Origin of the sequence: Flavobacterium proteolyticum (genome assembly GCF_015223105.1) — a bacterium.
Lineage (GTDB): Bacteria > Bacteroidota > Bacteroidia > Flavobacteriales > Flavobacteriaceae > Flavobacterium > Flavobacterium proteolyticum.
On the sequence record NZ_JADFTZ010000002.1, the window covers coordinates 362,199 to 384,691 of the forward strand.

Annotated in this window: 37 protein-coding genes; 4 read left to right on the plus strand and 33 right to left on the minus strand. The window is 33.9% G+C overall.

Annotated features, from left to right (window positions below; translation table 11 throughout):
• Positions 1-11: 11 nt before the first annotated feature.
• The 30 genes from rpsD to rpsL all read right to left on the minus strand — a co-directional run bounded on the left by rpsD (position 12) and on the right by rpsL (position 15,691).
• Positions 12-617 carry a 30S ribosomal protein S4 gene (rpsD, locus tag IM755_RS07050; RefSeq protein WP_194095187.1) on the minus strand — a complete coding sequence of 202 codons (606 nt, stop codon included), beginning with the start codon at positions 615-617 and terminating at the stop codon, positions 12-14.
• 83 nt (positions 618-700) lie between these two features.
• The gene (gene rpsK, locus IM755_RS07055; protein ID WP_111566950.1) at positions 701-1,084 is read right to left on the minus strand and encodes a 30S ribosomal protein S11; all 384 of its coding nucleotides are present in this window, start codon (positions 1,082-1,084) and stop codon (positions 701-703) included.
• An 11-nt stretch (positions 1,085-1,095) separates the two neighbouring features.
• Positions 1,096-1,470 carry a 30S ribosomal protein S13 gene (gene rpsM / locus IM755_RS07060; RefSeq protein WP_073583306.1) on the minus strand — a complete coding sequence of 125 codons (375 nt, stop codon included), beginning with the start codon at positions 1,468-1,470 and terminating at the stop codon, positions 1,096-1,098.
• Between the two features lie 2 nt (positions 1,471-1,472).
• The gene (gene ykgO / locus IM755_RS07065) at positions 1,473-1,589 is read right to left on the minus strand and encodes a type B 50S ribosomal protein L36 (protein WP_002987490.1); all 117 of its coding nucleotides are present in this window, start codon (positions 1,587-1,589) and stop codon (positions 1,473-1,475) included.
• Positions 1,590-1,599: 10 nt separating this feature from the next.
• The gene (infA, locus tag IM755_RS07070; RefSeq protein ID WP_026725626.1) at positions 1,600-1,815 is read right to left on the minus strand and encodes a translation initiation factor IF-1; all 216 of its coding nucleotides are present in this window, start codon (positions 1,813-1,815) and stop codon (positions 1,600-1,602) included.
• A 5-nt stretch (positions 1,816-1,820) separates the two neighbouring features.
• Complete coding sequence (gene secY, locus IM755_RS07075; RefSeq protein ID WP_194095189.1) at positions 1,821-3,164, minus strand: preprotein translocase subunit SecY; 1,344 nt, start codon at positions 3,162-3,164, stop codon at positions 1,821-1,823.
• 12 nt (positions 3,165-3,176) lie between these two features.
• Positions 3,177-3,629 carry a 50S ribosomal protein L15 gene (gene rplO, locus IM755_RS07080; protein ID WP_073583310.1) on the minus strand — a complete coding sequence of 151 codons (453 nt, stop codon included), beginning with the start codon at positions 3,627-3,629 and terminating at the stop codon, positions 3,177-3,179.
• Between the two features lie 12 nt (positions 3,630-3,641).
• Positions 3,642-3,824: a 50S ribosomal protein L30 gene (rpmD, locus tag IM755_RS07085; protein ID WP_111566953.1), complete on the minus strand. Its 183-nt coding sequence runs from the start codon at positions 3,822-3,824 to the stop codon at positions 3,642-3,644.
• 13 nt (positions 3,825-3,837) lie between these two features.
• Positions 3,838-4,362 carry a 30S ribosomal protein S5 gene (rpsE, locus tag IM755_RS07090; protein ID WP_035693159.1) on the minus strand — a complete coding sequence of 175 codons (525 nt, stop codon included), beginning with the start codon at positions 4,360-4,362 and terminating at the stop codon, positions 3,838-3,840.
• A 6-nt stretch (positions 4,363-4,368) separates the two neighbouring features.
• Entirely contained in the window at positions 4,369-4,719 is a 351-nt protein-coding gene (gene rplR / locus IM755_RS07095) for a 50S ribosomal protein L18 (protein WP_194095191.1), read from the minus strand.
• A gap of 11 nt (positions 4,720-4,730) precedes the next feature.
• Positions 4,731-5,273 (minus strand): 50S ribosomal protein L6, encoded by a 543-nt coding sequence (rplF, locus tag IM755_RS07100; protein ID WP_194095193.1) that lies wholly within the window; start codon positions 5,271-5,273, stop codon positions 4,731-4,733.
• A 15-nt stretch (positions 5,274-5,288) separates the two neighbouring features.
• Positions 5,289-5,687, minus strand: coding sequence for a 30S ribosomal protein S8 (gene rpsH, locus IM755_RS07105; RefSeq protein WP_026725633.1), 399 nt, complete (start codon positions 5,685-5,687; stop codon positions 5,289-5,291).
• Between the two features lie 105 nt (positions 5,688-5,792).
• The gene (gene rpsN, locus IM755_RS07110; RefSeq protein ID WP_014387709.1) at positions 5,793-6,062 is read right to left on the minus strand and encodes a 30S ribosomal protein S14; all 270 of its coding nucleotides are present in this window, start codon (positions 6,060-6,062) and stop codon (positions 5,793-5,795) included.
• Positions 6,063-6,065: 3 nt separating this feature from the next.
• Positions 6,066-6,617 (minus strand): 50S ribosomal protein L5, encoded by a 552-nt coding sequence (rplE, locus tag IM755_RS07115; protein WP_194095195.1) that lies wholly within the window; start codon positions 6,615-6,617, stop codon positions 6,066-6,068.
• Positions 6,618-6,619: 2 nt separating this feature from the next.
• Positions 6,620-6,934: a 50S ribosomal protein L24 gene (gene rplX, locus IM755_RS07120; RefSeq protein ID WP_026725635.1), complete on the minus strand. Its 315-nt coding sequence runs from the start codon at positions 6,932-6,934 to the stop codon at positions 6,620-6,622.
• An 11-nt stretch (positions 6,935-6,945) separates the two neighbouring features.
• A complete protein-coding gene (gene rplN, locus IM755_RS07125; protein ID WP_007803649.1) occupies positions 6,946-7,314 on the minus strand; it encodes a 50S ribosomal protein L14 in 369 nt (122 codons plus the stop codon).
• Positions 7,315-7,316: 2 nt separating this feature from the next.
• Positions 7,317-7,574, minus strand: a complete 258-nt coding sequence (gene rpsQ, locus IM755_RS07130) for a 30S ribosomal protein S17 (protein ID WP_026725636.1) — start codon at positions 7,572-7,574, stop codon at positions 7,317-7,319.
• Between the two features lie 18 nt (positions 7,575-7,592).
• Complete coding sequence (rpmC, locus tag IM755_RS07135) at positions 7,593-7,784, minus strand: 50S ribosomal protein L29 (protein WP_073583320.1); 192 nt, start codon at positions 7,782-7,784, stop codon at positions 7,593-7,595.
• 12 nt (positions 7,785-7,796) lie between these two features.
• Positions 7,797-8,216 carry a 50S ribosomal protein L16 gene (gene rplP / locus IM755_RS07140; RefSeq protein ID WP_008254483.1) on the minus strand — a complete coding sequence of 140 codons (420 nt, stop codon included), beginning with the start codon at positions 8,214-8,216 and terminating at the stop codon, positions 7,797-7,799.
• 19 nt (positions 8,217-8,235) lie between these two features.
• Positions 8,236-8,967 carry a 30S ribosomal protein S3 gene (rpsC, locus tag IM755_RS07145; RefSeq protein WP_194095197.1) on the minus strand — a complete coding sequence of 244 codons (732 nt, stop codon included), beginning with the start codon at positions 8,965-8,967 and terminating at the stop codon, positions 8,236-8,238.
• A gap of 8 nt (positions 8,968-8,975) precedes the next feature.
• Positions 8,976-9,386, minus strand: a complete 411-nt coding sequence (gene rplV, locus IM755_RS07150) for a 50S ribosomal protein L22 (RefSeq protein ID WP_194095206.1) — start codon at positions 9,384-9,386, stop codon at positions 8,976-8,978.
• 9 nt (positions 9,387-9,395) lie between these two features.
• A complete protein-coding gene (gene rpsS, locus IM755_RS07155) occupies positions 9,396-9,674 on the minus strand; it encodes a 30S ribosomal protein S19 (protein WP_073583326.1) in 279 nt (92 codons plus the stop codon).
• A 10-nt stretch (positions 9,675-9,684) separates the two neighbouring features.
• On the minus strand, positions 9,685-10,509 hold the full coding sequence (gene rplB, locus IM755_RS07160) for a 50S ribosomal protein L2 (protein WP_026725640.1): 825 nt from the start codon (positions 10,507-10,509) through the stop codon (positions 9,685-9,687).
• A gap of 6 nt (positions 10,510-10,515) precedes the next feature.
• Positions 10,516-10,806: a 50S ribosomal protein L23 gene (gene rplW / locus IM755_RS07165; RefSeq protein WP_194095209.1), complete on the minus strand. Its 291-nt coding sequence runs from the start codon at positions 10,804-10,806 to the stop codon at positions 10,516-10,518.
• Between the two features lie 7 nt (positions 10,807-10,813).
• Positions 10,814-11,443 (minus strand): 50S ribosomal protein L4, encoded by a 630-nt coding sequence (gene rplD, locus IM755_RS07170; protein WP_194095210.1) that lies wholly within the window; start codon positions 11,441-11,443, stop codon positions 10,814-10,816.
• Entirely contained in the window at positions 11,443-12,060 is a 618-nt protein-coding gene (gene rplC, locus IM755_RS07175) for a 50S ribosomal protein L3 (protein ID WP_194095212.1), read from the minus strand. The genes rplD and rplC overlap by 1 nt, the downstream gene beginning before the upstream one ends.
• Positions 12,061-12,296: 236 nt before the next feature.
• Positions 12,297-12,602 (minus strand): 30S ribosomal protein S10, encoded by a 306-nt coding sequence (gene rpsJ, locus IM755_RS07180; protein ID WP_009779180.1) that lies wholly within the window; start codon positions 12,600-12,602, stop codon positions 12,297-12,299.
• A gap of 11 nt (positions 12,603-12,613) precedes the next feature.
• A complete protein-coding gene (gene fusA / locus IM755_RS07185) occupies positions 12,614-14,770 on the minus strand; it encodes an elongation factor G (RefSeq protein WP_194095214.1) in 2,157 nt (718 codons plus the stop codon).
• Between the two features lie 11 nt (positions 14,771-14,781).
• Entirely contained in the window at positions 14,782-15,258 is a 477-nt protein-coding gene (gene rpsG, locus IM755_RS07190; protein WP_026725645.1) for a 30S ribosomal protein S7, read from the minus strand.
• 25 nt (positions 15,259-15,283) lie between these two features.
• Positions 15,284-15,691: a 30S ribosomal protein S12 gene (rpsL, locus tag IM755_RS07195; RefSeq protein WP_026725646.1), complete on the minus strand. Its 408-nt coding sequence runs from the start codon at positions 15,689-15,691 to the stop codon at positions 15,284-15,286.
• A gap of 307 nt (positions 15,692-15,998) precedes the next feature.
• On the opposite strand from rpsL, the gene IM755_RS07200 reads away from it, so the two are divergent.
• The 3 genes from IM755_RS07200 to IM755_RS07210 are packed head-to-tail and all read left to right on the plus strand — an operon-like array spanning position 15,999 to position 18,786.
• On the plus strand, positions 15,999-17,612 hold the full coding sequence (locus tag IM755_RS07200; RefSeq protein ID WP_228063912.1) for a BamA/TamA family outer membrane protein: 1,614 nt from the start codon (positions 15,999-16,001) through the stop codon (positions 17,610-17,612).
• A 53-nt stretch (positions 17,613-17,665) separates the two neighbouring features.
• Entirely contained in the window at positions 17,666-18,400 is a 735-nt protein-coding gene (gene rlmB / locus IM755_RS07205; protein ID WP_194095218.1) for a 23S rRNA (guanosine(2251)-2'-O)-methyltransferase RlmB, read from the plus strand.
• A gap of 23 nt (positions 18,401-18,423) precedes the next feature.
• The gene (locus IM755_RS07210; protein ID WP_194095220.1) at positions 18,424-18,786 is read left to right on the plus strand and encodes a hypothetical protein; all 363 of its coding nucleotides are present in this window, start codon (positions 18,424-18,426) and stop codon (positions 18,784-18,786) included.
• A 4-nt stretch (positions 18,787-18,790) separates the two neighbouring features.
• Here the strand turns inward: IM755_RS07210 and IM755_RS07215 are convergent, their stop codons facing one another.
• Complete coding sequence (locus IM755_RS07215) at positions 18,791-19,543, minus strand: rhomboid family intramembrane serine protease (protein ID WP_194095222.1); 753 nt, start codon at positions 19,541-19,543, stop codon at positions 18,791-18,793.
• Between the two features lie 242 nt (positions 19,544-19,785).
• Here IM755_RS07215 and IM755_RS07220 point away from each other — a divergent pair, with 242 nt between their 5' ends.
• Positions 19,786-21,063, plus strand: a complete 1,278-nt coding sequence (locus IM755_RS07220; RefSeq protein WP_194095224.1) for a replication-associated recombination protein A — start codon at positions 19,786-19,788, stop codon at positions 21,061-21,063.
• 2 nt (positions 21,064-21,065) lie between these two features.
• On the opposite strand, the gene IM755_RS07225 is transcribed toward IM755_RS07220, so the two are convergent.
• Together IM755_RS07225 and IM755_RS07230 are read right to left on the minus strand one after the other, a co-directional pair.
• Complete coding sequence (locus tag IM755_RS07225; protein WP_194095227.1) at positions 21,066-21,782, minus strand: hypothetical protein; 717 nt, start codon at positions 21,780-21,782, stop codon at positions 21,066-21,068.
• Positions 21,783-21,784: 2 nt separating this feature from the next.
• Positions 21,785-22,477 carry a YjjG family noncanonical pyrimidine nucleotidase gene (locus IM755_RS07230; RefSeq protein ID WP_194095229.1) on the minus strand — a complete coding sequence of 231 codons (693 nt, stop codon included), beginning with the start codon at positions 22,475-22,477 and terminating at the stop codon, positions 21,785-21,787.
• Positions 22,478-22,493 lie beyond the last annotated feature (16 nt).

Here is a 22,493-nt window from a genome sequence, read left to right on the forward strand (position 1 = left end):
AATGTCAATTATTATTTGTTATACAACTCAACGATTAGTTGTTCTTTAATATTTTCTGGAATTTGAAGTCTTTGAGGAACAGAAACGAAAGTTCCTTCTTTAGTATCATTATTCCAAGTAATCCACTCATAAACTTGAGAAGATGCAGCTAAAGAACGGTCAATAGCTTCAAGAGATTTTGATTTTTCACGTACAGCAACTTTATCACCCGGTTTTAGGTGGTAAGAAGGTACATTAACTACTTCACCATTAACAGTGATGTGTCTGTGAGATACAATTTGACGAGCAGCTCTACGGGATGGAGCAACACCCATTCTGTAAACTACGTTATCTAAACGAGCTTCACATAATTGTAATAAAATTTCACCTGTTACTCCAGAAGCAGCAGATGCTTTTTTGAATAAGTTTCTGAATTGTTTTTCTAAAATACCATAAGTATATTTAGCTTTTTGCTTTTCCATTAACTGAACAGCATATTCAGATTTTTTACCTCTCTTTTTAGCTAAACCATGTTGCCCTGGAGGGTAATTTCTTTTTTCGAAGGCTTTATCATCTCCGAAGATTGCTTCGCCAAATTTACGAGCAATTTTTGTTTTTGGACCAGTATATCTTGCCATTTTAAAAAATTAAAAAAGGTAGGAATTATGAATTCAGGTCTATATCCTTCGATAATTTTAAACCTACCCGTGTTATACTTAAATTATACTCTTCTTCTTTTCGGAGGACGACATCCGTTGTGAGGCATTGGAGTTACATCAATGATTTCAGTAACTTCAACTCCTGAGTTATGGATTGATCTAATAGCAGATTCTCTACCATTACCTGGACCTTTCACATAAACTTTCACTTTTTTAAGTCCAGCTTCAAGAGCTACTTTACTACAATCTTCTGCTGCCATTTGAGCTGCATAAGGAGTATTCTTTTTAGAACCTCTAAAGCCCATTTTACCAGCTGAAGACCAAGAAATTACTTCACCTTTCTTGTTTGTTAAAGAAATGATGATGTTGTTAAAAGTAGCATTAATATGTGCTTCTCCCGAAGATTCAACGATAACTTTACGTTTTTTTGCAGTTGTTTTAGCCATATTATTACTTATTATTTAGTTGCTTTTTTCTTGTTAGCAACAGTTTTTCTCTTACCTTTTCTAGTTCTAGAGTTGTTTTTAGTTCTTTGACCTCTTAATGGAAGTCCAGCTCTGTGACGAATTCCTCTTTGACATCCGATATCCATTAAACGTTTGATGTTTAATTGAACTTCTGAACGCAATTCACCTTCAATTTTGTAGTATGATACCGCGTCACGGATTGCTCCGATTTCGTCATCATTCCAATCTTGAACTTTCTTGTCTTCGCTCACTTGAGCTTTAGCTAAAATATCTTTAGCTCTGCTTTTACCAATACCAAAAATGTATGTTAAAGCAATGATTCCTCTCTTTTGTTTAGGTATATCTACCCCTGCAATTCTTGCCATAATTATCCTTGTCTTTGTTTAAATCTAGGATTCTTTTTGTTAATAACGTATAATCTTCCTTTTCTACGTACAATAATGCACTCGGCACTTCTCTTTTTAACTGATGCTCTTACTTTCATTTTAATAGCTTTAGTATCTATAAGTAATTCTTGCTTTAGACAAATCGTAAGGGCTCATCTCAAGTTTAACCTTGTCACCTGGCAACAACTTAATGTAATGCATACGCATTTTACCAGAGATATGAGCAATTACAACGTGCCCGTTTTCTAATTCTACACGAAACATAGCATTTGATAATGCTTCAATAATTGTTCCGTCTTGTTCTATTGCTGATTGCTTTGCCATAAAAATTAAGCTACTGCTTTTCTATTTTTACCACTTTTCATCAAACCATCATAGTGTTTATTCAATAAATAAGAATTTATTTGTTGAATAGTATCTATTGCAACTCCAACCATGATTAGTAAAGAAGTACCACCATAAAAATAACCCCAAGCACCTTGTACTCCAAGTAAACTTACTGCAATAGCTGGGAACACAGCTACTAAAGCAAGAAATAACGAACCTGGAAAAGTAATTAAAGACATAATTTTATCTAGGTAATCTCCAGTTTCAACACCTGGTTTAACACCCGGAATGAAACCACCACTTCTTTTTAAATCATCAGCCATCTTATTAGTAGGCACTGTAATTGCGGTGTAAAAGTACGTAAAAATTACGATTAACAAAGCAAAAACAATATTATATACTAAACCGAATGGATCGTTGAACATTCCTGCAATAGAAAGTGCAGTATCTGATTCTTTAGCCAAACCAGAAACAGCAGCAGGAATAAACATAATAGCTTGAGCAAAAATGATCGGCATAACACCTGATGCATTTAACTTTAATGGGATAAACTGTCTGTTACCACCCATCATGTCTTCTTCAAAATCCCCAGAAACGGTACGTCTTGCATACTGTACTGGAATTTTTCTTACAGCCATTACTAATAAAATACATGCAATTATCACTAAGAACCAAAGTATTAATTCAATTACAATCATCATAACTCCACCATTTGCCTGAGAAGTTCTAGATGAAAACTCTTGAATAAAAGCTTGTGGCATTCTTGCAATAATACCTACCATTATCAATAAAGAGATACCATTACCAATACCTTTATCAGTAATTTTTTCTCCTAACCACATTGCAAAAATAGTTCCAGTTACTAAGATAAGAACTGAAGAGTAAATGAAAGTTGGCCCAGTTAACATAAATGCTTCACCAGGTAATGTTCTGTACAAGTTATAAATATAACCTGGACCTTGAACTAAAGTAATTAAGATTGTTAACCATCTTGTAATTTGGTTAATTTTCTTTCTACCACTTTCACCGTCTTTTTGTAATTTTTGTAAATATGGTACCGCAATTCCCATTAATTGAACTACGATAGAAGCTGATATGTATGGCATGATACCTAATGCAAATACAGAAGCTTGCGAAAACGCACCTCCTGTAAATACATTGATTAACCATCCGATACCTTCATCAGTTTGGTTTGTAAGATTTGTTAATTTAGTAGCATCAATCCCCGGAAGGGTTACTTGCGCACCAAAACGGTACACTAATAATAATCCAAGAGTTAATAAAATACGATTTTTTAACTCTTCGATTTTCCAAACGTTGATGAATGAATCTATAAATTTCTTCATTTTACTAAAGGATTATAAAGTTACAGCTTCTCCACCAGCAGCCTCGATAGCCGCTTTTGCAGATGCAGTAAATTTGTGAGCACTTACTTTAAGTTTTGTTTTTAGCTCACCTCTTCCTAAAATCTTTACTAAGCTATTTTTTGTAGCTAAACGAGTATCTACAAATACAGAAAAATCAACTGTATCAGTTACTACACCGTTATCTACTAATAATTGTAACGAATCAAGATTAATACCTTGATATTCTACTCTATTGATGTTCTTGAAACCAAACTTAGGAACACGTCTTTGAAGTGGCATTTGACCTCCTTCAAAACCAATTTTCTTAGAGTATCCAGAACGAGACTTAGCTCCTTTGTGACCACGTGCAGCAGTACCACCTTTACCAGAACCCTCTCCTCTACCTACTCTTTTATTTTGGTTGTGAACTGAACCTTCAGCTGGTTGTAAGTTACTTAAATTCATAACTGTATAGTGTTATTTAGTTTCTTCAACAGAAACTAAGTGTTTAACTTTATTTACCATTCCAAGGATAGCAGGATTTGCATCATGCTCAACAACTTGTCCCATTTTACGAAGACCTAAAGCTTCCAAAGTTCTCTTTTGATCAAGAGGACAATTGATTTTACTTCTTACTTGTTTTACTTTTAATTTTGCCATGATTTCCTGTTAATTAACCTTTGAATACTTTTTCTAAAGATACTCCTCTTTGTTTAGCTACAGTAGCAGCACTTCTCATTTGTAATAAAGCATCAAAAGTTGCTTTTACCACATTGTGAGGGTTAGATGAACCTTGCGATTTAGATAATACATCGTGAACACCAACTGACTCCAATACCGCACGAACAGCACCACCAGCAATAACTCCAGTACCGTGAGAAGCAGGCATTAAGAATACTCTAGCACCACCAAATTTACCTTTTTGCTCATGAGGAACAGATTGTCCTTGAAGAGGAATTCTAACTAAGTTTTTCTTAGCATCTTCCACCGCTTTAGCGATTGCTTCAGAAACATCTTTAGATTTACCTAATCCATGACCCACTACTCCGTTTTCATCACCAACTACTACGATAGCAGAGAAACCAAATGCTCTACCTCCTTTAGTAACTTTAGTAACACGATTTACACTCACCAAACGATCTTTTAATTCAAGACCTCCTGGTTTTACAATCTCTACGTTTTTATAATTATGATACATAATTTCTTAGAATTTAAGTCCAGCTTCTCTAGCTCCTTCAGCTAATGATTTCACACGTCCATGGTATAAATACCCACCTCTATCAAAAGAGATTGTAGTGATACCTGCTTTAAGAGCTTTTTCAGCAACTAATTTACCAACTGCTTTTGCAGTTTCAACAGCAGTTCCTTGAGCAACTTCTTTATCTCTCGATGAAGCAGCAACTAAAGTTGTACCGTTTACATCATCTATGATTTGAGCATAGATTTCTTTATTACTTCTGAATACAGAAAGTCTTGGTTGAGCAGCAGTTCCGCTTACAATCTTTCTGATTCTGAACTTAATTCTTTGTCTTCTTTCAGATTTTGTTAATGACATAGTCTTAATTTTTAAGCTGATTTACCTGCTTTTCTTCTTAGTTCTTCTCCTACAAACTTAACTCCTTTTCCTTTATATGGCTCAGGTTTGCGGAAACCTCTGATCTTCGCAGCTACTTGACCTAATAATTGTTTGTCGAATGAAGATAATTTCACTATCGGATTTTTACCTTTTTCTGATACTGTTTCAACAGTAACTTCTTTTACAACTTCTAGAACGATATTGTGAGAGAAACCTAAAGCTAAATCAAGTTTTTGACCTTGATTAGAAGCTCTATATCCAACTCCAACTAATTCTAATTCTTTTGTAAAACCTTCAGAAACACCAACAATCATATTGTTGATTAATGCACGATAAAGTCCGTGTTTCGCTCTCTCAGTTTTATAATCAGATGAACGTTCAACGATAACTTGGTTATCTTCGATTTTAACGGTTACATCAGAAAATTCTTGAGTAAGCTCGCCTAATTTTCCTTTTACTGTAATTACAGCATCTTTAACTTCTACAGTTACTCCAGCCGGAATTGCAATTGGATTTTTACCTATTCTTGACATTGTCTCGTCTTTTTATTAATATACGTAACAAATTACTTCTCCACCAACATTTAATTGCTTAGCTTGTTTTCCTGTCATCAATCCTTTTGATGTAGAAACAATAGCAATACCTAAACCATTCAAGATTCTTGGTAAGTCTGATGAACCAGCATATTTACGTAAACCTGGTTTACTAATTCTTTGGATATCTTTGATTACAGACTCTTTCGTGTCCTTATCATATTTAAGCGCAATTTTGATTGTACCTTGAACAGTAGAATCATCAAATTTGTAACTTAAGATATATCCTTGATCGAATAAAATCTTTGTGATTTCTTTCTTCATATTAGAAGCAGGAATTTCAACCACTTTGTGGTTGGCTCTTACTGCATTTCTAACACGCGTTAGATAATCGGCAATTGGATCTGTATACATATGTATAGATTTGCGGTTATGGTTTTCAATCCGCCCTCAGCGGATTGAACCTTTAACCAATTAAACTTATTTTTTGGATTGCAAAAGTAATAACTTTTTTTGGAATTACCAAGATGCTTTTTTAACACCTGGAATTAATCCTTGATTTGCCATTTCACGGAATGTTACACGAGAAATACCAAACTGACGCATATACCCTCTTGGTCTACCTGTTAATTTACAACGATTGTGTACTCTAACTGGACAAGAATTTTTTGGTAATTTTTGTAAACCTTCGAAATCACCAGCTTCTTTTAAAGCTTTTCTTTTCTCAGCATACTTTTCTACTAATGCAATTCTTTTCACCTCACGGGCTTTCATTGATTCTTTAGCCATGTCTTAATTCTTTTTAAAAGGTAATCCTAATTCCGCTAATAATGCTTTTGCTTCTTTGTCTGTTTCAGCAGAAGTTACAAAAGTAATATCAAAACCAGCAATTTTATTTACTTTATCAATATCAATTTCTGGGAAAATGATTTGTTCTAACACTCCTAAATTGTAGTTTCCTCTACCATCAAATCCAGTTGATTTGATTCCGTTGAAGTCTCTTACACGTGGTAAAGATGAAGTAATCAATCTATCTAAGAATTCATACATTCTTTCTCCACGTAAAGTTACTTTAGCACCAATTGGCATACCTTTTCTTAATTTGAAAGACGCAACGTCTTTTTTAGAAATAGTAGCAACTGCTTTTTGCCCAGTAATTTTTGTTAATTCTTCAACAGCGTAATCTACTAATTTTTTATCAGATACAGCTGCACCAACTCCACGGCTTACAACAATTTTCTCAAGTTTAGGAACTTGCATTACATTTTTGTAACCGAACTCTTCTGTAAGAGCAGCAATAACTCTACTCTTATATTCTTCTTTTAGTCTAGGAATATATGCCATAACTATAGTACTTGATTAGATTTTTTTGAAAATCTCACTTTCTTGTCTCCTTCTTGTTTGAAACCAACTTTAGTTACTTCTTTTGACTTTGGGTCAATTAAAGACAAGTTAGACACATGAATAGGAGCTTCTTTCTTAACGATTCCTCCTTGAGGGTTTTTAGCACTTGGTTTTGTATGTTTCGAAACCATGTTAACTCCTTCAACAACCGCTTTGTTTTTCTCACGAAGAACTCTAAGAACTTTACCTTCAGAACCTTTGTGGTCTCCAGCAATAACTCTTACGATATCTCCTGATTTAATTTTTAGCTTTATCATTTGTATAAGAATTAAAGCACTTCAGGTGCTAATGATACAATTTTCATGAATTGTTTTTCACGAAGTTCTCTGGCAACCGGACCAAAAACACGAGTTCCTCTCATTTCTCCTGCAGCGTTTAACAATACACATGCGTTATCGTCAAAACGGATGTAAGATCCATCAGCTCTTCTCACTTCTTTTTTGGTACGTACAACTACTGCAGTTGATACTGCTCCTTTTTTAACGTTTCCGTTTGGAGTTGCATCTTTAATTGAAACTACAATTTTGTCACCAACAGAGGCATAACGACGTTTCGTTCCTCCTAAAACACGGATCGTAAGAACTTCTTTCGCTCCTGTGTTATCTGCTACTTTTAATCTTGACTCTTGTTGTACCATAATTACTTCGCTCTTTCAATGATTTCAACTAATCTCCAACATTTAGATTTACTTAATGGACGTGTTTCCATAATTCTTACAGTATCTCCAATGTTACAATCGTTTGTTTCGTCGTGTGCAACATATTTCTTAGTTTTCAACACGAACTTACCGTATAATGGGTGTTTCACTTTTGTAGTTTGTGACACAACAATAGATTTCTCCATTTTGTTTGAAGTCACCACACCAATTCTCTCTTTTCTTAAATTTCTTTTTTCCATCTTTCAGCTAGTGTACAATTATTGTAACTCTCTTTTAGTTAACTCTGTGTGTAATCTCGCAACTGATCTTCTTAAAGTTCTTAACTGAAGAGGATTTTGAATTGGAGATATTGCATGAGCATTTTTTAGGTCGGTATACGTTTTCTTTAACTGACTAAGTTGTTCTTGTAACTCAGCTGCAGATAGATTTTTAATTTCTGATTGTTTCATAATAAATTTTGATTATGCTTCGAAATCTCTAGCAACGATAAACTTAGTTTTAACAGGAAGTTTTTGAGCAGCAAGACGTAAAGCCTCTTTTGCTACTGATAGAGGCACACCTCCAACTTCAAACATAATTTTACCAGGTTTAACAACTGCAGCCCAATATTCAACTGCACCTTTACCTTTACCCATACGTACTTCTAATGGTTTCTTTGTAATAGGCTTATCTGGAAATATTTTGATCCATAATTGACCTTCTCTTTTCATGAAACGTGTTGCTGCGATACGAGCTGCTTCAATTTGACGAGAAGTAATAAATGAAGAATCTAAAGATTTAATACCAAACATTCCATTTGAAAGCTCGTGTCCTCTTTGAGAAACGCCTTTCATTCTTCCTTTCTGTACCTTACGGTATTTTGTTCTTTTAGGCTGTAACATTTTTCTTTAGTTTAAATAATTACTTTCTTTTGCGTGCGTTTGGTTTACCATCTCTCTTAGGAGCAGAAGATCCTGAAGGCTTAGACTTTTGTTTGTCCATACCTACTAACGGAGAAAGATCTCTTTTTCCATAAACCTCACCTTTCATTATCCATACTTTGATACCCATTCTACCATAAGTAGTATGTGCTTCAGCTAATGAATAATCAATATCAGCTCTGAAAGTTGACAAAGGAATTCTACCTTCTTTGAAGTGTTCAGAACGTGCCATTTCAGCACCGTTTAAACGTCCAGAAATCATAACTTTGATACCTTCAGCATTCATTCTCATTGCAGCAGCAATAGCCATTTTAATAGCTCTTCTGTAAGAGATTCTGCTTTCGATTTGACGAGCGATAGAAGTTGCTACTAAGTAAGCATCTAACTCAGGTCTTTTGATTTCAAAGATGTTGATTTGAACTTCTTTGTCAGTAATTTTCTTAAGTTCTTCTTTTAACTTGTCTACCTCTTGACCACCTTTTCCGATAATGATACCAGGTCTAGCAGTAGTGATAGTAACGGTTACAAGTTTTAAAGTTCTCTCGATAATTATTTTTGATACACTAGCTTTTGATAAACGTGCATGGATGTATTTACGGATTTTAGCATCTTCAGCGATTTTATCACCGTAATCATTTCCTCCATACCAGTTTGAGTCCCATCCTCTGATGATACCAAGTCTATTTCCGATTGGATTTGTCTTTTGTCCCATACTGTTTATTAATTGCTTTGTGTGTTATTATTTGATCCTAACACGATTGTTACGTGGTTAGAACGCTTTCTAATTCTGTGTGCGCGACCTTGTGGAGCTGGACGAAGTCTTTTTAACATCATTCCACCATCTACAGTAATCGTTTTTACAAATAAGCCAGCTTCTTCTAAATTAGCATCAGCATTTTTTTGCTGATAGTTATTAATTGCTGATAACAACAATTTCTCTAATTTTCTTGAAGCTTCTTTTTGACTAAATCTTAATATATTAAGAGCCATTTCTACTTTCTGACCTCTAACTAAATCTGCAACTAAACGCATTTTTCTAGGTGAAGTAGGGCAGTTATTTAATTTAGCGAAAGCCACTTGTGCTTTAGCCTCTTTAGTCTGCTCTGCTCTTTCTCTTTTACGAACTCCCATAGCTTCCTATTATTTTTTACCTTTATTTTTAGCCCCAGCATGACCTCTAAAAGATCTTGTTGGTGAAAACTCTCCTAATTTGTGTCCTACCATGTTCTCAGTTACATATACTGGAACAAATTGACGACCATTGTGAACTGCGATAGTTTGCCCAACAAAATCTGGAGTAATCATAGATGCTCTAGACCAAGTCTTTACAACACCTTTGTTACCACCTGCGATATTTTCTTGAACTTTCTTCTCTAATTTATAGTGAACGAATGGTCCTTTTTTTAATGAACGTGCCATGTCTATCTAATTATTTCTTTCTACGTTCTACAATATACTTATTACTCGGGTTAACTTTAGAACGAGTTCTATAACCTTTAGCAGGTAAACCTTTTCTTGAACGTGGGTGACCTCCAGATGAACGTCCTTCACCACCTCCCATTGGGTGATCAACTGGGTTCATTGCTACTGGTCTTGTTCTTGGTCTTCTACCTAACCATCTTGATCTACCAGCTTTACCTGATACGATTAATTGGTGGTCTGAGTTAGAAACTGCTCCGATTGTAGCCATACAAGTTAACAAGATTAATCTTGTTTCTCCAGAAGGCATTTTAATTGTAGCATATTTTCCATCTCTTGCCATTAACTGAGCGAAAGTTCCTGCTGAACGAGCGATTACAGCTCCTTGACCTGGTCTTAATTCGATACACGAAATAACAGTTCCTAGAGGAATTTTACTTAAAGGCATTGCATTTCCAATTTCTGGAGATGCTTCTTCACCTGAAACTACAGTTTGTCCAACTTGTAATCCATTTTGCGCAATGATGTAAGTTTTAGCTCCATCTGCATAGTACAATAATGAAATAAAAGCTGAACGATTTGGATCGTACTCGATAGTTTTAACTGTTGCTGGAATTCCAACTTTAGCTCTTTTAAAATCAATGATACGATACTTTTGTTTGTGACCACCGCCTGTATAACGCATGGTCATCTTTCCTTGACTATTTCTACCTCCTGAGTTTTTTTTCGGTGCAATTAATGAACGCTCCGGCTTATCAGTTGTAATAGTGTCAAAGCTATTAACAACTCTAAAACGCTGACCCGGGGTAATAGGTTTTAATTTTCTAACTGACATTTTCTATTAGATATTAGTATAAAAATCTATTGTTTCTCCCTCTTGTACTTGAACAACTGCTTTTTTGTAAGCATTTGTTTTGCCACTGATTAAACCACTTTTGGTATATTTAACACTTCTATCAGCTCTGTAGTTCATTGTATTAACTGCAACTACATTCACACCATAAGCTGCTTCGATAGCATTTTTGATCTGAATTTTATTTGCATTTTTAGCAACTACAAAACCAAAACGGTTAAAAACTTCACCATCTTTAGTTATTTTTTCAGTTATAATAGGCTTAATTATGATACTCATAATCTTATTATTTACTTAAATTAGCTTCAATTCCGTCTACTGCACCCTCTAAAAGAACTAAACTTTTTGCATTTAAAATTGCATAAGTACTTAATTCCGAAGTAGTTACAACGCTAGACGCTTTTAAATTGCGTGACGACAAATATACATTTTTATTTGTATCACCCAACACAAATAATGATTTTTTGTTTTCTAACCCTAAAGCTTTCAATACGTTAATGAAATTTTTAGTGCTTGGTGTATCAAATGTAAAATCTTCTACCACTACCAAATTAGACTCATTCACTTTTAAAGATAAAGCAGATTTTCTAGCTAATCTTTTTAAGTTTTTGTTTAATTTAAAAGAATAACTTCTTGGTCTAGGTCCAAAAATAGTACCTCCACCTTTAAAAACTGGACTCTTAGCAGATCCTGCACGAGCAGTACCAGTTCCTTTTTGTTTTTTGATTTTACGAGTACTTCCTGCAACCTCAGCTCTTTCTTTAGCTTTGTGAGTACCTTGTCTTTGATTAGCCAAATATTGCTTTACATCTAAGTAAACCGCATGCTTGTTTGGCTCAATTGCGAAAACTGAATCAGAAAGTTGAACTTTTCTTCCAGTTTCTTTTCCGTTGATATCTAAAACTTTTACTTCCATTACTTCTGAACGATTACATAAGAGTTTTTGTGTCCAGGAATCGCTCCTTTAACCAAAAGCAAGTTCTTTTCAGCAACTACTTTTAAAACTCTAAGGTTTTGTACTGTTACATTATCTCCTCCCATTCTTCCAGCCATACGCATTCCTTTGAATACTCTAGATGGATAAGATGAAGCTCCTACAGAACCAGGTGCTCTTAAACGGTTATGCTGACCATGTGTTGCTTGTCCAACACCGCCAAAACCATGACGTTTAACAACCCCTTGGAATCCTTTTCCTTTAGAAACCCCAATTACATCAACAAATTCACCTTCAGCGAATAAGTCAACAGCGATTACATCGCCTAACTTGTACTCCGTTTCAAAACCTTTGAATTCAACAACTTTCTTTTTCGCAACTGTACCAGCTTTCTTAAAGTGACCTAACTCAGCTTTAATTGAATGCTTTTCAGTTTTGTCATCGAAACCTAATTGGATAGCTTCATAGCCATCTACATCATTGGTTCTGACTTGGGTAACAACGCATGGACCACACTCGATTACAGTACAAGGAATATTTTTCCCGTTCTCATCAAAGATGCTAGTCATGCCAATTTTTCTTCCGATTAACCCAGACATATTAAACTAATTATTAATTAAACTCTTATTTATAATACAAATAGTATTTGCACACTACTCATTTTGAGGGTGCAAATATATAAATTATTTTTTAATTATCGCAAAAATAAATAGTTAAGTAAAATTTCCTTCAAAAAAGGAGATTTTACCCGCTAAAAATGATAAGAAAAAAACCGTAATGCTTTCACATTAACGGTTTTTTTTATTTAATCATTGCTTTTTTGCAATGGTGTTTATCACACTTTAATTTCTACTTCAACTCCTGAAGGTAACTCTAATTTCATTAAAGCATCGATAGTTTTAGAAGAAGAACTGTAGATATCTAACAATCTCTTATAAGAACTTAATTCGAATTGCTCTCTTGATTTTTTGTTAACGTGTGGAGAACGTAATACAGTAAAAATCTTTTTGTGAGTAGGCAATGGAATTGGACCCGTTACCACAGCACCTGTACTTTTTACAGTCTTAACGATTTTCTCAGCAGACTTATCTACTAAGTTATGATCGTATGATTTTAATTTTATTCTGATTTTTTGACTCATCTCTTTAAAAATTAAGCGTTACCTTTTGCTTTTTTGATTACAGCTTCTGAAATGTTAGAAGGTGTTTCTTCATAGTGAGAGAACTCCATTGTAGATGTAGCTCTACCAGAAGATAATGTTCTTAATGTAGTAACATAACCAAACATTTCTGATAAAGGAACATTAGCTTTGATAGTTTTAGCACCATTTCTATCACCCATATCATTTACTTGACCTCTACGACGGTTCAAGTCACCTACGATATCACCCATGTTTTCTTCTGGAGTAATAACTTCGATTTTCATGATTGGCTCAAGAATAACAGCTCCTGCAGCTTTAGCTACTTCTTTATAACCCATTTTAGCTGCTAATTCGAATGACAATGCATCAGAATCCACAGGGTGAAACGAACCATCTAATAAAGTAACTTTTAAACTATCAACTGCATAACCAGCTAAAGGACCTTGCTTCATAGCTTCTCTGAATCCTTTTTCTACAGCAGGAATATATTCTTTTGGTACGTTACCACCTTTAACTTCATTAATAAACTGTAATCCCATAGGAGCTTTACCATCTACTAAATCAGCAGGCTCTAAACGGAAAACGATATCACCAAATTTACCACGACCTCCAGATTGTTTTTTGTAAACCTCTCTGTGTTGAGCCGCTTTAGTGAAAGCTTCTTTATATTCTACTTGTGGCTCACCTTGGTTAACCTCAACTTTAAACTCACGTTTCATACGATCTACAAGAATGTCTAAGTGTAACTCACCCATACCTGAAATAATCGTTTGACCTGAAGCCTCATCTGTTCTAACTGTAAACGTTGGATCTTCCTCAGCTAATTTCGCTAAAGCCATACCCATTTTATCTACGTCAGCTTTTGTTTTAGGCTCAATCGCGATACCAATTACTGGATCAGGGAATTTCATAGACTCAAGGATGATTGGGTGTTTTTCATCACACATTGTATCTCCAGTCTTGATATCTTTAAATCCAACAGCAGCTCCAATATCTCCAGCCTCAATAAATTCGATTGGATTTTGTTTGTTAGCGTGCATTTGGTAGATACGAGAAATTCTTTCTTTGTTTCCTGAACGTGTATTCAAGATGTAAGAACCAGCATCTAAACGACCTGAATAAGCACGGAAGAAAGCTAAACGACCAACATAAGGGTCAGTAGCAATTTTGAATGCTAAAGCCGCGAAAGGCTCTTTTGTATCAGGACGACGGATAATTTTCTTTTGATCTTCTTCTAATAAATCAGCATCATCAGGATGAATTCCTTCGATACCTTCTTTATCTAATGGAGATGGTAAATACTTACAAACTGCATCTAACATGAATTGAACTCCTTTGTTTTTGAAAGAAGAACCAGCAATCATAGGAATGATAGCCATGTCGATTGTAGCAGCACGTAAAGCATTGTTGATTTCTTCCTCAGTAATTGAGTTTTCATCTTCCATATACTTTTCTAATAAGTTTTCGTCGTAAGTAGCAATCTCTTCAATTAAAATTGAACGGTACTCTTTTACTTCGTCAACCATATCAGCAGGAATATCGATAATATCGAAAGTAGCACCTTGTGTTTCATCATGCCACACAATAGCTTGATTTTTCACTAAGTCAACTACTCCTTTGAAATCAGCCTCTTCACCAATTGGTAAAGTAATCGCTACTGCGTTTGACTTCAACATATCTTTAACTTGCTGACAAACTCCTAAGAAGTTAGAACCTTGACGGTCCATTTTGTTAACGAATCCCATACGAGGAACTCTATATTGATCTGCTAATCTCCAGTTAGTTTCAGATTGAGGCTCAACACCATCAACCGCACTAAATAAGAATACTAAACCATCTAATACACGTAACGAACGGTTTACCTCTACTGTAAAGTCAACGTGACCAGGAGTATCGATAATGTTAAAGTGATACGGTTTAGATTCAGGTAAAATTTTACCTTGGTTTGTTGGGAAATTCCACTCACAAGTTGTTGCAGCAGAAGTAATAGTAATACCTCTTTCTTGCTCTTGTGCCATCCAGTCCATTGTTGCAGCACCATCGTGTACTTCACCAATTTTATGTGATTTTCCTGTATAGAATAAGATACGCTCAGTTGTTGTTGTTTTACCAGCATCAATGTGAGCAGCAATTCCAATATTTCTTGTATATTTTAAATCTCTAGCCATTTCTATACGAATTAAAATCTAAAGTGAGAGAATGCTTTATTAGCATCTGCCATTTTGTGAGTGTCCATTCTTTTCTTAACAGCAGCACCTTCTTCTTTAGCCGCAGCTAAGATTTCAGAAGCTAATTTACCTGCCATTGATTTTTCGTTTCTTCTTCTTGCATAAAGAATCATCCATTTGATAGCATAAGAAATCTTTCTATCTGGACGAATTTGCATTGGAATTTGGAATGTAGCTCCACCCACTCTACGTGAACGAACTTCTACGTGAGGCATAACATTTGTTAATGCATCTTTCCAAATCTCTAAAGCAGTTTTTTCTGCATCTTGCTTTTTAGTTTCAACGATTTCTAATGCATCATAGAAAACTTTAAAAGCTGTTGATTTTTTACCATCCCACATTAAGTTATTCACAAAACGTGTTACTAACTGATCGTTAAATTTCGGATCCGGTAAAAGGGGTCTTTTTTTGGCCGCTCTTTTTCTCATGTCTTTTCTTTAAAAGATTTTTAAATTACTTTTTCTTTCCAGTTGGTGCAGGTGCTTGTCCTGGTTTTGGACGTTTTGCTCCATACTTAGATCTACGTTGTGTTCTTCCTGCAACACCCGCAGTGTCTAATGCTCCACGTACGATGTGGTAACGTACACCTGGTAAATCTTTTACTCTTCCACCTCTAACTAATACTATCGAGTGCTCTTGTAGATTGTGACCTTCTCCAGGAATGTATGCATTCACCTCGTTACCGTTTGTTAAACGAACCCTAGCTACCTTTCTCATTGCTGAGTTTGGTTTTTTAGGAGTTGTTGTGTAAACACGAGTACACACACCTCTTCTTTGAGGACAAGAATCTAAAGCAGCCGATTTACTCTTCTTAGTTATTTGGGTTCTCCCTGTTCTTACTAATTGTTGAATTGTTGGCATAATTAAATACTAAAAATTTTTACTGTTTAAAATTCCCGCTTTTTACGGGGTTGCAAATGTAGGAATTATTTTTTACTTTCCAAATCATAATTTATTAATTTTCAATGCAATTGTAATTTTGTAGTATTTTGATTGGTATTGAGTTACAAAAAAGAAAGATCAAAAAATCACATGAATTGTTTCTTTAAATTCTAAAACAAGTTCAGAATGACAAAGTAGATATAAAATTTATTTTACTTTTTTTCGTTTCTTTACTGCTATGAAATTACTCTTGGGTTTACTACTGTTTTTTTGCTTCCAATTTTCGTTGGGACAAAATTTCTATTTAAACATAAAAGGAACTTCTGAAGTTGAAAACAAAACCATTGATAGTTTGCAATACGAAAACAAACACGCTTCGGTGGCTTCTATTTTAGAAGAACAAAAACGTTTTGAAAACAAGTTAACGAATCAAGGTTTTTTTGATTGGCAGTTATTAGAACAGAAAAAAGTGAACGACAGCAGTTTTGTTTTTAAATTCAGTTTAGGAAATGCTCTAAAAAACAACACCATATATGTTGGTAAACTTTCTGCTGAAGAAAAATCGTTATTGCAATTAGAAAAAGACACTTTAATTATAACTACTAGTGAAGTTGAAAATTTCATGAAGAGCAAAATTGCGCTTTTAGAAAAGAAAGGGTATTCCCTTGCCAACTTACAGTTAGTCAATCAGCGAAGAATTGAAAATAATTTAATTTCCGATTTACAAGTAAAACTCAATGCTAAAAGAAATATTACCGATTTAGTCATTGTAGGTTACGATAAATTTCCAGCTGGAATAAAAAAAGCAATTACCAAAAAAGCAAAAAAAGCCACTTTCAACCAAGACAACTTAAAACAGATTAACGATACTTTTGAAAAATTACAATTCGTGAATCAAATCAAATATCCTGAAATTTTATTCACCACCGATTCCACCAAGATTTTCGTTTACGTTGAAAAATCGAAACCCAATAAATTTGATGGTTTTATAGGATTTTCAAACGATGACCAAAGCAAATTAACTTTTAACGGCTACTTGGATTTACAATTACAGAACATTTTAAATACCGGAGAAAAATTCAATTTGTATTGGAAAAACGATGGTAACCGACAAACTTCGTTTAACATCGGAACAGAATTACCATACATTTTTAAAACACCAGTTGGAATAAAAGCCAATTTGAGAATTTTTAAACAAGATTCCACTTTTCAGAATACTGTGACTGATTTGAATTTGGGTTACTATTTTTCGTATAACACCAAAGCTTATATTGGTTATCAAAAAACTACTTCTGTTGACATTCAAAATACCAATTCATTTAGTTTGAATGATTTTACCAACACCTTTTTAACTTCAAGTTTTGAACATCTTGAATTGAACCTTGATAGTTTTATTTTTCCCGAAAAAGCAAAAGTTTTTGTAAAATTTGGAACAGGAAATCGAACGATTGCATCTCAAAAAACAAGTCAGTTTTTTACACAATTAGACATGAATTACAATTTCAATCTAAATTCCAAAAACAGTATTTTTGTTCGAAATCAGACTTTTTATTTACAAAGTGATGATTATGTGATTAACGAATTGTTCCGATTTGGAGGTATTAATTCGATTAGAGGTTTTAATGAAAATAGTTTACAAGCCAATGCTTTCACTGGAATCATAGCAGAATATCGTTATTTATTAGCTTCTAATTTATATTTACATTCCATTACCGATTTCGGCTATTTCCAAGACAAAACTTCCAATATTGAAGACCGACTATTAGGTTTAGGTTTTGGATTTGGATTATTTACCAAAAATGGTTTGTTCAATTTAGTTTATGCTAATGGAAGTACGAGCGAACAAGCGATAAAACTTTCGAATTCTATTGTGCATATAAGTTTTAAAACGAATTTCTAATTCACTAAATCAGAAACACTCCAAAAATCAAACTAAAATCCTATCTTTGCACCATGGAAAAAGACAACCAAATATTCGGGATTAGAGCAATAATTGAAGCAATTAACGCTAAAAAGGAAATTGATAAAGTATTCGTTCAAAAAGATGCACAAGGCGACTTGATGCAGGATTTGATGAAGACAATGAAAAGAAATAACATCAACTTCTCCTACGTTCCTGTTGAAAAACTAAATCGATTAACTCCAAATAATCACCAAGGTGCGGTGGCAACCATTGCTCCTATTTCTTTTGTTGCATTAGAAACTATGGTGGAAAGTGTTATTGAAAGTGGTAAAAAACCTTTATTCCTAATTTTAGATCAATTATCTGATGCGCGTAACTTCGGTGCTATCATCAGAACAGCAGAATGTACTGGTGTTGATGGAATCATTATCCAAAAACAAGGTTCGGCTCCTGTGAATGGTGATACGGTTAAAACTTCAGCTGGTGCTGTTTTTAATGTACCTATTTGTAAAGTAGACCATATTAAAGATGCGATTTTTTATTTGCAAGGTTCTGGAATTAAAACCGTTGCTGCAACTGAAAAAACTGAGCAACACATTTACAACATCAACTTCAACGAAGGCGTTGCGATTATTATGGGTAGCGAAGACCGAGGCGTGAATCCTTCAGTATTGAAAATTGTAGATGAAAAAGCAAAATTACCTATGTTTGGCACGATTGAATCATTAAATGTTTCGGTAGCTTGCGGTGCTTTTTTGTATGAAGCTTTGAGACAGAGAATGTAGTTCAGTGTCCAAAATTAATAATTATGAGAAAAATATTCTTTTGTTTAATTTTTCTTTTTTCAACCTTATCATATAGCCAAAATGATTTGATAGGAAAATTTTGTTCTAATCTAACTGAACAAAAAACAATATCAACTATTCAAGAAAGATGTATTACTTTTAATAATGACGGAAGTTTTGTTGAGGAAATCAGACTTGATGTTGGTATAATTTTGACCGGAAAATATCTTTTTTCAGATAATTTAATCACATTAACTTATGATGATGAAAAGAACGAAACTTCTCTTTTAAAAATCATAAAAATTTCTGACAAGAAAATCGTTTTTAAATATTTATCAAAAAATAGAAGAAGTAAAAGAATAATTCTTTACAAATCAATTCAATAAAAACCTACTTCTTCCCTCCCAAAAACTCATAAACCACTTTCATTGAAGAATTAAAGTATTCTCGAATCACTTCCTCTGGTTTTGGTGGCGGATTGAAATTTCCTTTTTCGTCGAAGTTTTTCATAAATGGATCAAGTTCTGGATTGAAATCGGGTTTTTCCCAGTCGTAGAAAATCGGTTTTGAAAATTGCGGTGTTTTTAGAACTAAAGCCAAGGCTAATCCCACAAGAAATCCTGCTAAATGTCCTTCCCACGAAATGCCTTCTTTTACATTCGGAAACATATACCAAACGCTTCCACCGTATAAAATCACGATGGTAAATGATAAAGCTACCAATCGGTAATATTTAGTAAAGATTCCTTTAAAGAAAATAAAGCTCACTAAAGCATAGATTAATCCGCTGGCTCCAATATGATAACTTGGTCTTCCCAATAACCATGTTCCTAATCCGGAAAATAGAATTCCAAACAGCAAAACTACAAACGATTGCTCTTTGTAGAAATATCTCAAAATAGGCAACAACACTAATAATGCAACGGAATTATTTGCCAAATGCTCAATATCGCCATGCAAAAATGAACTAAATAGAATTCCTTTTAATCCATACACTTCTCTTGGATAAATTCCAAAATGCGATAAATTATGTTTAAATTGCAATTCATACCAAAAAACCAACCATAAAGTGAATACAAAAAAGAGCGGTAATAAAATGACCGCTTTTGTAAACTGAAAAGGATTATCTTGCTGTTTTTCCATACTGATTTAAATTCAAAGATAAAGCCAAAAAGATAATTATGAAATAATGGCAGACTTATTTAAAACACATAGACACATAAGTTTGACTTTTGTTAAAAAAGGCTTTACACTTAACATAGTTCACAAAGCAAAATCTATATAATCTTAAATTAATGAAATGCCTTTAATTAATAATTTTAGAACCTATGTTTCTGTGTGGTAAAAATCTAAAAAAGAATCGCATATTTTTGTAATTTTACGACATGAATCAACCATTAGCCGAACGCATTCGCCCACAACAATTATCGGATTACATCAGCCAATTGCATTTAGTTGGACCTGAAGGTTCGTTAACACAACAAATTGCCAAAGGTTTAATTCCAAGTTTGATTTTATGGGGACCACCAGGAACCGGAAAAACAACCTTGGCGCAAATTATGGCGCAAGAAAGCAAACGTCCGTTTTACCAACTGAGTGCAATACATTCGGGTGTCAAAGACATTCGCGAGGTAATAGAAAAAGCGAAACAAAGTAGTGGTTTATTCACCGCAAAAAACCCCATTTTATTTATTGATGAGATTCATCGTTTTAGCAAATCGCAACAAGATTCTTTATTGGCTGCGGTGGAAAAAGGTTGGGTAACTTTGATTGGTGCTACCACTGAAAATCCGAGTTTTGAGGTCATTCCCGCTTTATTGTCAAGATGTCAGGTATATGTATTGAATGCATTTACCAAGGACGATTTGGAAGCGTTGTTACATCGCGCGATGAAAACTGATATTCAGCTACAAAATAAAAATATCCAATTAAAAGAAACCGAGGCTTTATTAAGGCTTTCAAGTGGTGATGGTAGAAAATTATTAAATATTTTCGAATTGGTAATCAATGCTACTGAAAGCGATACCATAGAAATTACGAATGAAAAAGTAATGCAATTGGTACAAAAAAACACCGTATTGTATGACAAAACTGGCGAACAACATTATGATATTGTTTCCGCATTCATAAAATCGATTCGTGGAAGCGATCCAAATGGTGCGGTTTATTGGTTAGCCCGAATGATTGAAGGCGGCGAAGATGTAAAATTCATTGCCCGTAGAATGCTGATTTTAGCTAGTGAAGATATTGGAAATGCGAATCCAACGGCTTTGATTATGGCGAATAATACATTTCAAGCGGTAACGACAATTGGTTATCCTGAAAGCCGAATTATTTTGAGTCAATGTGCAATTTATTTAGCAACTTCAGCAAAAAGCAACGCGAGTTACATGGCTATTGGGAAAGCGCAACAAATGGTAAAACAAACTGGTGATTTACCTGTACCAATCCATTTACGAAATGCGCCAACTAAATTAATGAAAGAATTAGGTTACGGAGAAGAATACAAATACTCACACGATTTCCCCAACAACTTTGCCGAACAAGAGTTTTTACCTACTGAAATATCCGAAACTAAGTTTTTTGAACCAGGAGAAAATGCTCGTGAAAAAGAATTACGTCAGTTTTTAAAGAATCGTTGGAAGGATAAATATGGATATTAAGATTAAAACTTAACCTCTATTTTTTCTGAATACACTTTATTTTCAAAATCATATTCAAAAAACCAACCGGTATTTTTTTTAATTAATACTCCTTTAAAAATATCTTTAGAAGCGATAAAAACGTTTTCTAAGGAAGTACTATGTAATATTACAACTATATTATTTGTATGATTCACTAAATTATAGCCTGTTTCAGTTGGAATAGCTTTCAATTGAGAAACATCGATAATTGTATTAGCTTTTACAGAAATTGGATTTGATGCAACCATATTATCTATCAAAACAGTAGATTTAGGAGAAGTTCTTTTAACATTCAATTGACCTTTTAACGAAGTCAATGCATTTCTAAATGCTTCGGTATAGGCTTTTTGATATTCCTTTTCTCTACTTGTTCCAAGATCACTTAGCAGTATCGATTTGTTATAACAATCTATTAACTCGATATTTATTCTAGTCAGGAATACATTATTGTTTTCAATTGCATTAACAGTTAATGCTAAGCAACGATTCTCAGCTAATTCTTTAGGAAATTCATCGGTATCAAAATACACTTCAAAACCATTATTTTCAAAGAAAGCTTTAGTAGTCGTATTCAAATTATATTTATTTTCTTCTTTAAAGAAACTAAACTTTTTAGGAACAATAATATATTTATAATTCTCTTGGGCAAAAGAAAATGAGGAAACAAACAAAACGAATAACAAAACTAACTTCTTCATAACTATAAAATATTTTTTAATTCTAATAAATGTTTTACCTGAAAAACAGGATTTTCTACTTCAATATTTTGCTCATTGAAAAATATAGCTTCTATTCCGGCTTCTTGTGCTCCAATGATATCCGCTTCGTAACTATCGCCAATCATTACACTTTCTTCTTTTGAAGCGTTTGCCAAAGATAATGCAAAATCGAATATGTTTTTATGTGGTTTTTTAACTCCTGCCATTTCCGAATTGGTAATCGTTTCAAAATAATGATCAATCTTGGAATTTTTCATCTTTTTGGTTTGAACCGATGCAAAACCATTCGTAATAATATGCAATTGATATTTCGGTTTTAGATAATCCAATAACTCAATAGCGCCATCAAAAAGATGATTGTATTCGGGTAAATATTTGATGTATTCTTCTGATAAATGATGAATCATTTCGTCTGAAACTTCAAAATTCAAGGCATCGAAAACGTCTTTTAAACGATAATACCGTAAATCATCATGCGAGATTTGATTCACTTGGTACAATTTCCAATAATGCTGATTTCTTGGAATGTAAATATTGAGAAAATCCGATAACTCAATATCAAAACCTTGCTGTTTGAAAATCATGTCAAACGCAAATCCCGAATTTTTATCGAAATCCCAAAGCGTATGATCTAAATCGAAAAAGAGATGTTTCTTATGTTGGAATGATTTCATTTTACTTTTAAACGCG